Raw genomic sequence first — 14,539 nt, forward strand, 5'->3', positions numbered from 1 at the left:
GCTCACCGTTGAACGCAGGAGAGTCCGCACCCATGGCAGAGCGCAAGCCGATCGAATCCTGGCTCACCGACATGGACGGTGTCCTCATCCACGAGGGCACTCCGATCCCCGGTGCGGACGCCTTCCTCAAGACGCTCAAGGAGTCGGGCCGCCCCTTCCTCGTCCTGACCAACAACTCGATCTACACCCCGCGCGATCTGCACGCCCGCCTGATGCGCATGGGCCTGGACGTGCCGGTCGAGAACATCTGGACCTCGGCGCTCGCCACCGCGAAGTTCCTCGACGACCAGCGGCCCGGCGGCACCGCGTACGTCATCGGCGAGGCGGGCCTGACCACCGCGCTGCACGACATCGGGTACGTCCTGACCGACCACGAGCCCGATTACGTGGTCCTGGGCGAGACCCGTACGTACAGCTTCGAGGCGCTCACCAAGGCGATCCGGCTCATCAACGCGGGGGCCCGGTTCATCTGCACCAACCCGGACGAGACCGGCCCGAGCCAGGAGGGCCCGCTGCCCGCCACCGGCGCGGTCGCGGCCCTGATCACCAAGGCGACCGGCAAGAAGCCGTACTTCGCGGGCAAGCCCAACCCGCTGATGATGCGCACCGGCCTCAACGCGATCGGCGCGCACTCCGAGACGAGCGCCATGATCGGCGACCGGATGGACACGGACGTCCTCGCGGGACTGGAGGCCGGCATGCAGACGTTCCTGGTCCTGACCGGTCTGACCCGGCCCGAGGACGTGGAGTCGTACCCCTTCCGCCCGTCCAAGATCGTCGACTCGATCGCCGACCTGGTGAAGCTGGTCTAGTCCGTACGGCGCAGCCGCCACGCCCTCGGGATGCGGAATGCCACGGTGCGCGTGAATCTCAGTGCAGGAGGTTCACGATGCGCAACCGCTCCATCACACTCTGCACGGCCGTGGCGGCCGCCGCCCTGACCGTGCTGCCCGCGTCCCCCGCGGTGGCCGAGTCCGAGCCGCACGGGTCGGTGACGGTGACACCGGGGACCGCCGCTCCCGGAGCGGAGGTGGATCTGCGGGTCAGCGTCTGTGGCGGCCACGAGGCCGTCGGCACCTCGGACGCCTTCGCGTCGGAGGCCCGCTTCACGTCCGGCCGCGACGGCGGCCTGTTCGCACAGGTCCGGATCCGCTCCGACGCCCAGTCGCGCGACTACGACATCTGGGTCCACTGCAGGGACAGCTCCGGCAAGGCGAGCGGTCGGATCACCATCGTCCACGGCGGCGACCGCGACCAAGGCCGCGATCAGGACCAAGGCCGCGATCAGGACCACGGCCGCGATCAGGACCAAGGCCGCGACCACGACTCCCACGCCACCCCGTTCCGTCCCGTGCACGCGGGCGGCGGCGGCGCGGCCCCCCTCGCGTCCAGCGAAGCGCGCGAAGAGGGCCCCGGCACCAAGCATGCGGTGATCGGACTCGTGCTCGCGGCCGTCGCGGCGCTCACCTTCGCGGGACGCAGCCTGCGGCGCCGGCGCGGCGGCGGCTGAGATGTCCTCGGCACCCGGCGGCGGGCGGTTGGTCACCGGCCTGGCCTGGGCCGTGCTGCTGCTCGGCCTGTGGCTGTGGGGCCGGGACGCCACCGGTGGCTCGGGCGCCGGCTCGGCGCCCGTCACCGGCGACATCGCGGCCGTGGGCCGACCGCTGGGCGTGCCGATGCCGCCCGCACACGGCCCGGTGAGGGGCGCGACGCCACAGCGCGTCGAGATCCCCGCCATAGGCGTCGCCGCGCCGGTCGTCCCGCGCGGTCTGGACTCGGACGACGCCATAGACCCGCCGCCGTACTCCAAGCCCGGCACGGTCGGCTGGTTCGGCAGCGGAACCCGGCCGGGCGAGGCGGGCGCGGCCCTCCTCGTCGGCCACGTGGACACCGAGAGCAAGCCGGCCGTGTTCTACGGGCTGAGCGCGGTCCGCCCCGGCCAGCACGTCAAGGTGACCGGAACCGGCGGCACGGTCGCCGAGTTCACCATCGACGACGTCCAGGTCTTCGCCCGGAACCACTTCGACGCCAAAAAGGTGTACGGGCCCAGGAAACCGGGCCGCGCCGAACTCCGCCTGATCACCTGCGGCGGATCGTACGACCGCACCACGAAGGCGTACACCGCGAACGTGGTCGTCTCGGCCTATCTGACCGACGCGAGGGAACCGGCCCCTTCGAAGCCGGCGAAGTCCTGAGCACGGCGCCCGGCGGGCCGCGTCCGCAGCGGAGGCCGCCGGCGGGTACCTGGCCCGGCCGACGGCCCGCTCCCCCCGGAGCCGCTGACCGGGCTGGTCCTCGACCGCGGGTGCACGGGCTGCGGGAGAAGCCCTGCCCTTGTGCGGGAGGTTCCATGGGGTCCGGAGGTCGTGAGGCGGCCGGGGTAGCGGACGACGGCACCACTGTAGAACCGGCGGGCGGGCCCGGCCTAGGTCCGGTTGGCGCCAAGTCACCTTATGCGTATGCCGAGTTGACAGGGCATCGTGCCCGGCGGGGCGGCGGTGACCGACCGCTCGGCGCGGCCAAGGGAGCGGATATGTACGGGAGTCGGGGACCTCGCCGGGTGCGGGCGGGCACGCTGGTCGCGGTCGCGGCCCTGCTCGCCGCGGGGTGCGGCGGCCCCGGCGAGCCGCCCGCGCCGACCGCGAGCCCCGTCCCCTCCGGCCCGCCGCACCAGCCGAAATCCGCCGGCCCGTTCTGGGTCGACCCGGACACCAGCGCGGCCCGCCAACTGGCCGCGTACACGCGGTCGGGCGACGGCCCGAACGCGGCGCTCATCAGGAAGATCGCCGAGCAGCCCACGGGGGAGTGGATCGGCGGCGACCACCCCGAGCCGATCGTGCGGGGCTACACCGAGGCCGCCGCGAAGGCCGACCGCACCGCGCTGCTCGTCGTCTACAACATCCCGCACCGCGACTGCGGCCAGTTCTCCCGGGGCGGCGCCGCCGACGCCGCCGCGTACCGCGCGTGGGTCGACCAGGTGGCGCGCGGCATCGGCGTGCGCCCCGCGGTGGTCGTCCTCGAACCGGACGCCATCTTGCACCTGGTCGACGGCTGCACCCCGCAGGCGTTCCACGAGGAGCGGTACGCGCTCCTGAAGGAGGCCGTGCAGCGGCTCAAGCGGCAGCCGTCGGTGAAGGTGTACGTGGACGCGGGCAACGCGGGGTGGCAGTCCCCGGACGCCCTCGACGACCCGCTGCGCCGCGCCGGCATCGAGAGCGCCGACGGCTTCGCGGTCAACGTGTCCAACTTCCAGACGACGCGGGCGAGCCGGGAGTTCGGGACGCGCCTGTCGCGGAAGGTCGGCGGCAAGCACTTCGTGATCGACACGAGCCGCAACGGCAACGGCCCCTACACCCAGGGCGACCCGGCGGAGAACTGGTGCAACCCGCCGGGCCGGGCGCTCGGCGAACCCCCGACGGCGAACACGGGGGGCGGGCCGGTCGACGCGTACGTCTGGGCGAAGCGGCCGGGCGAATCGGACGGCCCGTGCAAGGGCGGCCCGCAGGCGGGCCAGTGGTGGCCGGAGTACGCGCTGGCCCTGGCGGCCAACTCCCGCTGACCCGCTCCGCGGGCTCCGCGGCCTCCGCAGGCGACGGGATCGCGTCCACCGGGTGACGCCCGGAGGCGGACGGATCACGCCCGCCTCCGGGCGGCAGGCGGACCGTTCTCGCCGCGGTGGACCTCGCCTCAGCAGGAAGCATGTCGAAACACGCAATATTCTCCGTATATGGCCCCTTTGCGTACTCGGCCCATCGTCTTGGCGGTCGTCCTCGGCCTTTGCGCGGTGCTCGGCATCGTCTGGCTGGTCAGATCCGCCACCATCAGCGGTCAGAACACCGCCGGTGAGGGAACGAACAGCTCGTCGTCCACCGCGAGCGGCACCGGCAGCCCCGGGGGTCGCACGCCGGACAACGGCGGGACCAGCTCCGGGGCGACCGGGAGCGGCACCGGCAGCCCCGGTGGTCGTACGCCGGACAACGGAGGGGCCAGCTCCGGGGCCACCTCGCAGGGCGCGGCGACACCGGGCAGCACTACTCCAGGTGGAGGTGGCCGTCGCGCCATCCACGTCAACGGCGTACGCCTCGACGGCAATCGCGATGACAGCGGCTGTCTGACCGTCATCAACAAGACGAGCACGGCCGCAATGATCGACAGCGTCTCCTTCGAGGTCGCCGACGGACCGGCCAGACCGGCGGTCCGTTCCGACGACGCCGCGCACTGCTCACCCACCGGCGATCCCGCGTGCCGCGCCCTCCATCTGGTCGAGGGCAGGCAGTGCCTCGCGGGGGCCGTCCTGCCCGCGGACGCCCCGGACGGGGAGTACACGGTCACGGCCGTTGTCCACTACACCTACGTATGTGACAACACGGAGAACTCGCCGTGCAGCGAAGTGCCGGACTGGGGCGGTCCACCACCGACCCCGCAGGCCCCTGTGCAGATCAGCGGATCGAGTTCCACCCACGTTCCCCAGCTGACGATGGTCGTCGGCGGGACGGATACCAGCCCTTCGCCGGACTCCTCCTCCCCGTCCGGCACTTCGCCCGTCCCCGCCTCCCCGTCGTCGCACGCCGGCTCGGCTTTCCGGCATCCCTCACCCCCGACGAACACCTCGTCAGCCCCGGGCCAGAGCTGATGGCCGAGGAGGATTCGCCGTCCGAGCCGCCGCGCGCGTCGTCCGCCCCGGAACCGGATGGGGATTCCGGGGCCGATGAAGGCCGGTCATCCGTCTCGGTCCGGGTTCGCCAGCTCGCGCAGGCGATGGGCCCGACGACGCTGGCGACCGCGTTGCTGATCTACTTCGGCTACGTCGCCACGCGCGCGCGGTACGACTACTTCGGCGTGCCCCTGGACATGACCGGCCTGTCCAACCAGGACTTGATGCTGCAAGGCCTGGAGGTGGTCTATGTCCCGGCGGCCATGCTCTTCCTCGGCATCCTGACCTTCGTCGGAATCCACGCCCTCGTGCAGTGGCTGCTGTCCCGCGACACGGAAGCCGTCGGCGCGTTCGCCGGCAACGCCCTGTTGGCGTACTTCATCATCTTCGTCGGTGTCCTGCTCATTGCCAGGGCGCTCATCGGCATGTTCCTCCAGGACTCCAGCACCAGCGTGGTCATCGGCGCCACGCCGCTGTCACTCGCCTTCGGGCCCGCGGCCGTGGGATACGGCGTCTGGGTCTACGGCCAGCAGCGCGGGCGCCCGTTGTTGTCGCAGCGCCTGGCCCGAAATGGCGCGATGTGTGGTGTCGGGCTGTTCGTAGCCGGACTGTTCTGGGCGTCCACCGAGCTGGCCTGGGCGTACGGCACGGGGCGGGGCGAGGAGGATGCCGGGCGGCTCGCCGATCGACCTGAGGTCGTGGTCGAAACCAAGGAGCCGCTGGACACCCTGCCCACCGGGATCACCGCGACCCGGCTCGGCACGGCCGGGGAGGGCGATGTCGTCTACCGTCACCGTTACGCGGGCTTCCGGCTGTTGCTGGCGTCCGGCGGACGGCTGTTCCTGGTCACCCCGGACTGGGTGCTCGGTCGGGACCGGACGATCGTTCTCCCCTACGACGACATCCGGGTCCAGCTCCTGCCCCGGAAGAGACTGGTCGCGGGACGAACGCGGCAACCGCTGCCTTACCAACCGCCGGGGAAACGCCCTGGGTTGAGACCGGGGGAGCCGTTGGGCCCATCGCGGGCATCCGACCCCGAAAACGACCAAGGGCGTCCTCCCCGAAGGGAGAACGCCCAGGTCACAGACGTGCGCCGCCAGGGACTCGAACCCCGGACCCGCTGATTAAGAGTCAGCTGCTCTAACCAACTGAGCTAGCGGCGCCTGCTGACTCGGAGAACTTTACCGGACTCTCGAGGGTGGTTTTGACCAGCGCCACGCTGTCAGATGTTCGTTTCATTCGCATCAATCGGTCAAAATGCGACTTGTTATGACCATTAGGACAGTGTGGTCCGTGCAGCAGCACGGAAAAGACCTTCGAAGTCTCCGACAGCAGGACGAGCGGGAGGGGAAGCGCATGGCAGCCAGCACCGCGGGGCCGGTGTTCGAGGACTACGAGCCCACCGGTCAGTGCGGCTGCGCCGGGTGCGCGGACTGGCGGCGGCTGCGACTGCGGCCGGTGCGTGACGGCGGCCACCCCGCCGCCAACGGCGGCGCCCGCCGCGCCCTGGTGGCGGCCACCGCGGCCGGGATGGTGCTCGGCGGTGGATCGGCGGCGGCAGCCGCCGAAGCCCCGCCGCCGCCCAGGGGTGGGGGTGCCAGTACGGCTGCGGACCCTGGGCCGTCCAGGGGTGCGGGTGCGAGGACGGCTGCCGAGCCTGGGGACCTCAGGGGCGCGGGTGCGAGCACGGCCGCGGACCCCGGGGCCCTCAGGGGTGGGGGTGTCAGCGCGGCCGCCGACCCCAGGTCGCTCAGGGGCGCGGGTGCCAGGACGGCCGCCGAGCCCGAGCCCTCCAGGGGTGCGGGTGCCAGCACAGCCGTCGACCCCGGGCCGCCCACCGAGCAGGGCAGCCAGAGCGGGCTGCACGGCGCGCCCGGCCATTCCGCGCACTCCGACCCGCAGAAGCTGAAGCCGCTCACCCGGGCCGAGATCATCAAACGAGCCAAGACCTGGGTCGCGGCCGCGGTCCCGTACAACATGGACGAGTACTGGTCGGACGGGTACCGGCAGGACTGCTCCGGCTATGTGTCCATGGCGTGGGACCTCGGCACCAACGAGTGGACGGGGAGCCTCGCGGACTTCGGGGTGCGCACGACGAAGGACGAGCTCCAGCCCGGCGACATGCTGCTCTTCCACAACCCGACCAACCCCACCAAGGGCTCCCACGTGGTGCTCTTCGGCGGCTGGACCGACTACACGCACAACTACTACACGGCTTACGAGCAGACCCCGCCCGGCACTCGCACGCAGGCCACCCCGTACGCGTACTGGAAGAACTCCGCCAGTTACGTGCCCTACCGCTACAAGGCGGTGGTCGCCGACACCAACGGCGGGGGAGCCGCCACGGCTGGTGACGCGTTCCCCGGCGCGGCGAGTTTCGGACCCGGCGCGAACAACGCCTACGTCACCCGGCTCGGGCAGATGCTGATCAAGCGCGGCGGCGCCCGCTTCTACACGTCGGGGCCCGGACCCCGGTGGAGCACGGCCGACCTGAACGCCACCCGCGCCTTCCAACAAGCCCAGGGCTGGACCGGGGCGGAGGCCGACGGCATCCCCGGCCCGGCGACCTGGACCCTGCTCGTAAAGGGCGGCGGCAAGGACATCCCCCCTGCCCCCCCGAGCCCGGCGACGGCTCCCGGTACGGGTACGGCTCCCGGTACGGGTACGGCCACGTCCCCGCCTAAGTCTTCGGCGACGGCCACGGCTCCGGTCACGTCTCCGCCCACGGGTACGGCGACGGCTCCGCCCACGGGTACGGCGACGGCTCCGGTTACGGGTACGGCTACGAGTCCGCCCAAGTCTCCGGCGACGGCTCCGGGTACGGGTGTGGGTACGGCTCCGGCTACGAGTCCGCCCACCAGCCCGGCTACGTCTCCGGCTACTGGTTCGACTACGGGTGCGGCCACCAGCCCGGCCACGAGCCCGCCCACCGGGGCGGCCACCAGTCCGGTCGCCGGTCCGGTCGTGCGTCCGGCACCTGGTCCGATCCTGCGCCCGGCGATGCTTCCGGCGCTGGGTCCGGTCGGCGTCCAGGCGGCCCGGCTCGGCTACCCCGGCATGAACTTCTTCCGACCCGGCCAGGACAACGCCTACGTCACCCTGCTCGGCCGCCGACTCGTGGAGAAGGGCTTCGGGAGGTACTTCACCTCGGAGCCCGGGGCGCGGTGGAGCGAGGAGGACCGGCGCAACGTCGAGGCCTTCCAGCGGGCCCAGGGCTGGAGCGGCGGTGAGGCCGACGGCTACCCCGGGCCCGAGACGTGGCGACGACTCTTCGCATGATGGAGGAACAGACGAGCATGCAGATCCCCACCCCTGCCCCTAACCCGACCCCGCCCGTCCCGGACGGAGCCGAGCCACGCCGTGCCTCGGTACTCCCCCCTACCCCAACCCTGCCTGTCGCGGACGGAGTTGAGCCGCCCCGCGCCTCGGCGTCTGGCCTGTTCGTCGCGGATGGGGCTGAGTTGCCCCGTGCCTCGGCGCCCGCGTCGGCGTCTGGGCTGCCCGTTCCGGATGGAGCCGAGTCACCCCGCGGCCCAGCCCCCGCCCCAGCGCCCGCATCCGCGTATGAGTCGGCGTCCGGCTCCGTGGCCGTGCCGACGTCCACGCCCACGTCCGCGTCGGCGTCCATGTCGGCGTCGGGCTCGGCGTCCACCTCCCTGTCCGTGCCAGCGCTCGCGTCCCCATCTGCCCCGGTATCCGTGCCAGCGCTCGCGTCCCCATCTGCCCCGGTATCCGTGCCAGCGGCGCCCCCTGCATCCGGATCCGTGTCCGGAGCCGTCGTGCCCGGGTCCGTGCCTCCGGTTTCCTCCGCGTCCCGGCCTCCGGCCGTTCCCGCATCTGCGTTCGGGGGCCCGCCAGCGGGCGCATCCGGATCCGCATCCGTGCCAGCGGCGGCATCCGCGTCGGGATCCGTCCCCGCGCCCGGGTTCGCGCCCGGGTTCGTGCCAGGGGCTGCCCCTGCATCCGCATCCGCGTCCGGAGCGGTCCCCGCGCCGGGGTCCGTGCCTCCGGTTGCCTCCGCGTCCCGGCCTCCGGCCGTCCTCCCATCCTCATCCGGATCCGTGCCAGCGGCCACATCCGCACCCGGATCCATGTCCGGATCTGTACCCGCGCCCGCGCACACATCCATGCCAGCGGCCAGCCCCGCGTCCCGGCCCCCGGCCGTCCCCGCGCCCACAACCGTGCCAGCGGCCAGCCCCGCGTCCCGGCCCCCGGCCGTCCCCGCGCCCACAACCGTGCCAGCGGCGGCCTCCGCATCCGCCTCCGCATCCACATGCGTCCCCGCCCCCGCATCCGCCCCCGCATCCGCGCCAGCCTCCGCCCCGACCCCCGCGGACGCCGGGCGGCGGGTGGCCGTCCTTCAGGGGGATGACACCGCTGAGATTCCGGTCCATCTGCTGTTCCGCGACGACGCCGGACCGAAGCCGGTCGTCGCCGCCCCGGTCCTGGCGGCTCCCCGTCCAGGGCCGGTGCACCCCCGGACCCCGCAGCAGGCGAGGCCGTGGCCCACCATCGCGGTTCCGGCCCGGCCCGTCACTCCGGTCGACCCGCGGGTATCGGAGTACCCGGGCCCGGTGCTGCCCGGCCGGGCAGCGGTCGTCGCCGGGCTGCTCGCGATCGCCGTCTGCGCGGTGGTGATCTGGTGGACGGGCGTCCTGCCCGAGCCCGTCACCACGGCGCTGCGGCTGCCCTCGTTCCCGTACGCCGGAATCCGCGTCGAGCAATGGGCGCTGCTCGTGCTCGGCGCGGCCGCGGTGGTGCTCGCCTTCGGCGGGCTCGGGCGCGGCCGGGTCGGCTGCGCCTGGGTGCTCTCGCTGTGCGGGGAGTACCGCGGGAGCGTGCGGCGCACCGGGCTCGTGTGGATGAGCCCGCTGCTGCTGCGCCGCCGGGTCGACGTGCGGCTGCGGCACTGGCGCAGCGAGCCGCTGCGCGTGGTCGACGCCGACGGCACGGCGCTGCGGGTGGTGGTCCTGGTGGTGTGGCGGATCAGGGACACCGCGCGGGCCACGCTCGCCGTCGCCGACCACGAGCGGTATCTGCGTGAGCAGGTGGAGGCGGCGACGGCCCGCGTGCTCTCGCAGCTCCCGGCCGACGCCTTCCACGACGACACGCCCACCCTCCGGAACGCGGAGGCGGTAGGTGACGCGCTGACCCGGACGCTGAAGTCGGAGGCGCAGCCGGTCGGCATCGAGGTGTACTCGGCGCAGCCGACCCTGATCGAGTACGCGCCCGAGGTGGCGGCGGCGATGCACCGGCAGCGGGTCGCGGCGATCGACACCCGGCACCGGGACTCGGTGCTGACCTCGGTGGTGGACGCGGTGGACGACACCGTGCACCGACTGACCTCGCGGGGCCTGGTGGAACTCGACGACTACGAACGCAAGGCCCTGGTGAGGGACCTGACGGTCGCTTTCTACACGGGCCGCGGTTCGGGGGAGCGCGGCTGAGCGGCCGGGGTCTGGGGCGGGGGCGTCGTTGCGGCGGTGACCGCCGAGGTGGCTGGCGTCCAGCACCGGACGCCGTTCCGGTGGTGACCGTCGGCGTGGCCGAGGCCCGGAGCCGGACGCCGTTCCGGTGGTGACCGCCGACGTGGCCGGGGTCTGGGGCCGGGCCGCGGTTCGGGGGAAGGCGGCTGAGCGGCCGAGGCCCAGGACCGGGACGCCGTCCCGGCGGTGACCGCCGAGGTGGCCGGCGTCCACCACCCGGCGCCGTTCCGGCCGGCATCGCCGACATCGCCGACTCCACCGGCACCTCCCTCCGCCGGTCTGGACACGCTCAACTCCCGTCAATATATTGGGACTTGGTCTAGACCGGAACATGAAATGCCGCACGCGTGCAGCTCCATCCCCAGAACTCCCCCACGTTCTCAGGAGTGTCAGCATGCGAAAGAAGCAGCGGCTCGGTGCCGCCGTGGTCGGGCTCGCCGTCGTCGGCGCGTCCATGCTCGCCACCGGCAGTGCGAGCAGCCACGGCTACACCGACCAGCCCATCAGCCGCCAGAAGCTCTGCGCCAACGGTACGGTCGCCGACTGCGGTGACATCCAGTGGGAGCCGCAGTCCGTCGAGGGCCCCAAGGGCTTCCCGGCGGCCGGGCCCGCCGACGGCACGATCTGCGCGGGGGGCAACAGCCGGTTCGCCCAGCTGGACGATCCGCGTGGCGGTACGGGCTGGCCCACCACGAAACTGACGGGCGGTCAGACGTATACGTTCCGCTGGCAGTTCACCGCCCGGCACGCGACCACGGACTTCCGCTACTACCTCACCAAACAGGGCTGGGACCCGAGCCGACAACTCACCCGGGCCGCGCTCGACACCCGGCCCTTCCTGGTCGTGCCCTACGGCGGCAAGCAGCCCCCGGCAACCCTGTCGCACCAGGGAACCATCCCCACCGGGCGCACCGGCCACCAGATGATCCTCGCCGTGTGGACGATCGCGGACACGGGCAACGCGTTCTACGCCTGCTCGGACGTCCGGTTCTGACGCCGGGCCCGGACCGGCCGAGATAAGGGGCGGGGCGGAGTATCCGCAGACGCGGGCGGGTGAATCTTCGGCAAGGGTCCCCCGACACCCCGCCCCGCAATGGGTGGATGGGCGCGTGAACCCTCGCCTCCTCCTCACGGCCCTCGCCGCCACCTGCGCCCTCGTCGTCACGCCGACCCCCGCCACCGCGGACCCTCACTTCCACGAGTACGTCGCCCTCGGTGACTCCTGGTCCGCCGACGTCACCGTCCTCGGCATCGACCGCACCTACGCCCCCACCGGCTGTGCCCAGAGCACCTGGAACTACCCGAAGCAGGTCGCCGCCCGGCTGCACGTACCCGTGTTCCGGGACGCGACGTGCGGCGGCGCCACCACCGCCGAGATGACCGCCCCGCAGGACGTGGGCCGCGTACCGCTGCTCGCGGACGGGGTGAACCCGGCCCAGTTCGACCGGCTGACCCGCACCACCGACCTGGTCACCCTCGGCATCGGCGGCAATGACGTGGGGCTCGGGACCGCCGTCCTGGACTGCCTCAACCAGCTGCCGGCTCCGCTGGGCACCCCGTGCCGGACCAGGTTCACGGGCCCCGAGGGCCAGGATCTGATGTCGCAGCAGATCGCCGCCGCCAAGCCCCGGATCACCGCCGCGCTCGCGGGCATCCGGCAGCGCTCGCCGAAGGCCACGGTCCTGGTGGTCGACTATCTGGCGGGCGTCTCCGCCGACCGGGGCTGCTTTCCGACGGTGCCGATCCTCGACCAGGACCTGACCTGGCTCGGCGCCCGCCTGAGGGAGTTGAACGGCATGCTCGCCACCGCCGCCAAGGAGAGCGGGGCCGAATTCGTCGACACCTACCGCGGCAGTGTCGGACACGACGTCTGCGAGCCGGCGGGGAAGAGGTGGGTGGAGGGACTCACTCCTGTGTCCACCGACCCGCCGGGCCCCGCCGTCCCGTTCCACCCCAACCGCCTCGGCGCCGACCACCAGGCCGAAACCGTGCTGGACACGCTGGGCGGTTAGCTCTGTGAAGCGGGGGCCTGTGAGGCCGGCCCCCGCAGCATCCCCGCCGCCAGCACCGCCGCGATCAGCAGGATCAGCGTGCCGCCGACCGCCGCGTACCGCATGCCGTGCACGAAGGCCTCCTGGGCGAGCCCGGCCAGGGTGCGGTCGGCGGTGGCGAGGGCCGCGCCCAGAGTTTCGCGGGCGGCGGCCGGCGCGGCGGGCGGCATGTCGGCGCGGTAGACCGCGGTGCCGATCGAGCCGAGCACCGCCATGCCGAGCGCCCCGCCGAACTCCTGCCCCGTTTCGAGCAGCGAAGCCGCCGAGCCCGCCTTCTCGGCCGGGGCCGAGGCCAGCGCCATGTCGGAGACAAGCGCCATCACCGTCACGATGCCCATGCCGATGACCGCCGCACCGGCAAGCACCGTCCACAGCGAATCGGTGCCGGCCAGCGCCACGAGCCCGTACCCGGCGGCGGCGATCGCGAAGCCCGCCGCGATGACGTAGGCCCGGTTCACCCTCTGTGCCACGGCCGTCGCGGTGGGGGCGGCGACCGCGACGGCGAGGGAGGGAGCCACGCTCCACAGCGCGGCCCGCATCGTGCTCATGTCGAGCACCGACTGGAGGTACTGGGTGGTGAAGAAGGCCGAGCCCATCATCGCGAAGGAGGCGATGGTGTTGAGCGAGATCGCGGCGCCGAAGCCGCGGCCGGGGCGGAACAGTTCGCGGCTGATCATCGCCTCGCGCCGGGTGAGCTGACGGCGTACGAAGACCGTGCCGAGCAGCAGGCCCACCACGACACACACCGCGCTCTTCACGGTGAAGCCGTCGGCCGCGAACTCCTTCAGGCCGTAGACCGCCGGCAGCACCGCGCCCATCGACAGCGGCACGCTCAGCAGGTCGAACGTCCCCGGTGCCGGGTCCTTGAACTCCGGTACGAGCACCGGCGCCAGGACGAGCAGCAGCACCATCGCGGGCACGTTGACCAGGAAGACGGAGCCCCACCACAGGTGTTCCAGCATGATCCCGCTCAGCACCGAGCCGAGCGCGATCCCGCCCGCCATGGCGCCCGACCAGATGCCGATCGCCTGCCCACGCTGCTTGTCGTCGCGGAACATGTTCCGGACCAGGCCCATGGTGGAGGGCATCAGAGTGGCCCCGCCGATGCCGAGCAGCGCCCGTGCGGCGATGAGCATCTCGGCGCTGGTGGCGTACGCGGCGCCCACCGAGGCGATCCCGAAGGCGGCGGCGCCGAACAGGAGCAGTTTGCGCCGGCCGATCCGGTCGCCGAGAGAGCCCATCGTGATCAGCAGTCCGGCCAGCGCGAAGGCGTACACATCGATGATCCACAGCTGCTGGGTGGCCGAGGGGTCGAGCCGGCGGCTGATGGAGGGGAGCGCGAAGTAGAGGACGGAGACGTCCATCGAGACCAGGAGGAGGGGCAACAGGAGGACGACGAAGGCGGTCCACTCCCTGCGCCCGGCACGAAGGCTGCCCGCCTCGCCGGTGGTGCTCACTGCGGTGCTCGTCGAGTTCGTCATGGTGGCGAATGTACGGGCGTCTTAAACGTCTGTCTAGTACGAGTGTGTAAAACAACCGTCTGGATATCTCGGCCTGCCCTTCCGGGCCTCCGGGCGCACGAAAGAGCCCAAGGCGCGACCTCCGTCGACCGGTAGCTCATTTCCGCGGCCCACTGGTCGAGACCTGTGGAAGTGAGCTACGCGTAGAGATGGTCAGGTGAGGGGGCGTAGGAGCTTAAAAGAGGTATGTAGTCCGGTTTCTGGGGAACTGCCCGCTGCCTCATGCCGTGTGGATGGCTGAAGAGGATCCGTCGGCTGTGGCGAAGGGACAAGCGATGGCCACGACATCTCCGCGTCCGGGCAGACGGAGGCGGCACAAGACACGGAATGCGGTGATCGTTGCCGCGGTGATCACGGCGAGCGGCACCGTGATCGCAGCGGTGGTGGGAGGCTGGTTCAGCACCAAGTCGCACTCCGCCTCCGGGGCGCCCGACTCGTCGTGCAAGGGGGACCGCATGGAGATCTCCGCGCCCTCGAAAGTCGGCGGGGTCTTCGACATGCACGTGGACGTGCACTGTGCGCCCAAGGCGGACCACACGTACAAACTCATCGCCGAACTGCACGGTGTGGGCACGAAGGGCACCGAGCACAACATCTACTGCCCCCGGATGGACATCGACCCGGCGGTGGACTCCAGGACGTACCGGTTGGACATCAGCACATCCCCCGTCAACTCGGTTCGGACCCTGTACGTGATCAGCGTGGATCCGAGCCAATCGCGACAACTGGGGGAGAACACCGTGACGGACGACTGCCTTGAGTCCCTGCCGAAGGACGCGGACACGGTGTCCAACACCATTCAGGTCGCGCGTAACTACTGAGGCTCAA

The 14,539-nt window shown here is 72.0% G+C and carries 12 protein-coding genes and 1 tRNA gene; 11 read left to right on the plus strand and 2 right to left on the minus strand.

The features are described 5' to 3' along the window. Nucleotides 1-32 precede the first annotated feature (32 nt). From OG522_RS23705 to OG522_RS23730, 6 genes are all read left to right on the plus strand, one after another. On the plus strand, nt 33-812 hold the full coding sequence (locus OG522_RS23705) for an HAD-IIA family hydrolase (RefSeq protein WP_100578538.1): 780 nt from the start codon (nt 33-35) through the stop codon (nt 810-812). 77 nt (nt 813-889) lie between these two features. Beyond that, on the plus strand, nt 890-1,510 hold the full coding sequence (locus tag OG522_RS23710) for a hypothetical protein (RefSeq protein WP_329465006.1): 621 nt from the start codon (nt 890-892) through the stop codon (nt 1,508-1,510). Between the two features lies 1 nt (nt 1,511). Then, complete coding sequence (locus OG522_RS23715; RefSeq protein ID WP_329465007.1) at nt 1,512-2,195, plus strand: class F sortase; 684 nt, start codon at nt 1,512-1,514, stop codon at nt 2,193-2,195. Nucleotides 2,196-2,533: 338 nt separating this feature from the next. After that, nucleotides 2,534-3,559 carry a glycoside hydrolase family 6 protein gene (locus OG522_RS23720; protein WP_329465008.1) on the plus strand — a complete coding sequence of 342 codons (1,026 nt, stop codon included), beginning with the start codon at nt 2,534-2,536 and terminating at the stop codon, nt 3,557-3,559. Between the two features lie 168 nt (nt 3,560-3,727). After that, complete coding sequence (locus OG522_RS23725; protein ID WP_329465009.1) at nt 3,728-4,633, plus strand: hypothetical protein; 906 nt, start codon at nt 3,728-3,730, stop codon at nt 4,631-4,633. Between the two features lie 125 nt (nt 4,634-4,758). Further along, nucleotides 4,759-5,778: a hypothetical protein gene (locus tag OG522_RS23730; protein ID WP_329465010.1), complete on the plus strand. Its 1,020-nt coding sequence runs from the start codon at nt 4,759-4,761 to the stop codon at nt 5,776-5,778. Here the strand turns inward: OG522_RS23730 and OG522_RS23735 are convergent. Next, nucleotides 5,744-5,817, minus strand: a tRNA-Lys gene (locus OG522_RS23735). The genes OG522_RS23730 and OG522_RS23735 overlap by 35 nt on opposite strands. A 193-nt stretch (nt 5,818-6,010) precedes the next feature. On the opposite strand from OG522_RS23735, the gene OG522_RS23740 reads away from it, so the two are divergent. From OG522_RS23740 to OG522_RS23755, 4 genes are all read left to right on the plus strand, one after another. Beyond that, nucleotides 6,011-7,933: a peptidoglycan-binding protein gene (locus OG522_RS23740; RefSeq protein ID WP_329465011.1), complete on the plus strand. Its 1,923-nt coding sequence runs from the start codon at nt 6,011-6,013 to the stop codon at nt 7,931-7,933. Between the two features lie 1,070 nt (nt 7,934-9,003). Then, nucleotides 9,004-10,101, plus strand: a complete 1,098-nt coding sequence (locus OG522_RS23745) for an SPFH domain-containing protein (RefSeq protein ID WP_329465012.1) — start codon at nt 9,004-9,006, stop codon at nt 10,099-10,101. Between the two features lie 433 nt (nt 10,102-10,534). Then, complete coding sequence (locus OG522_RS23750) at nt 10,535-11,134, plus strand: lytic polysaccharide monooxygenase auxiliary activity family 9 protein (protein WP_329465013.1); 600 nt, start codon at nt 10,535-10,537, stop codon at nt 11,132-11,134. 115 nt (nt 11,135-11,249) lie between these two features. Continuing rightward, the gene (locus OG522_RS23755) at nt 11,250-12,152 is read left to right on the plus strand and encodes an SGNH/GDSL hydrolase family protein (RefSeq protein ID WP_329465014.1); all 903 of its coding nucleotides are present in this window, start codon (nt 11,250-11,252) and stop codon (nt 12,150-12,152) included. On the opposite strand, the gene OG522_RS23760 is transcribed toward OG522_RS23755, so the two are convergent. After that, nucleotides 12,149-13,672 (minus strand): MFS transporter, encoded by a 1,524-nt coding sequence (locus tag OG522_RS23760; RefSeq protein ID WP_329465015.1) that lies wholly within the window; start codon nt 13,670-13,672, stop codon nt 12,149-12,151. The two genes, OG522_RS23755 and OG522_RS23760, sit on opposite strands and share 4 nt — an antisense overlap. A 386-nt stretch (nt 13,673-14,058) precedes the next feature. Here OG522_RS23760 and OG522_RS23765 point away from each other — a divergent pair, with 386 nt between their 5' ends. Beyond that, nucleotides 14,059-14,532 carry a hypothetical protein gene (locus tag OG522_RS23765; RefSeq protein ID WP_329465016.1) on the plus strand — a complete coding sequence of 158 codons (474 nt, stop codon included), beginning with the start codon at nt 14,059-14,061 and terminating at the stop codon, nt 14,530-14,532. Nucleotides 14,533-14,539: the final 7 nt, after the last annotated feature.

The organism is Streptomyces sp. NBC_01431, assembly GCF_036231355.1.
In the GTDB taxonomy this organism is placed as follows: domain Bacteria; phylum Actinomycetota; class Actinomycetes; order Streptomycetales; family Streptomycetaceae; genus Streptomyces.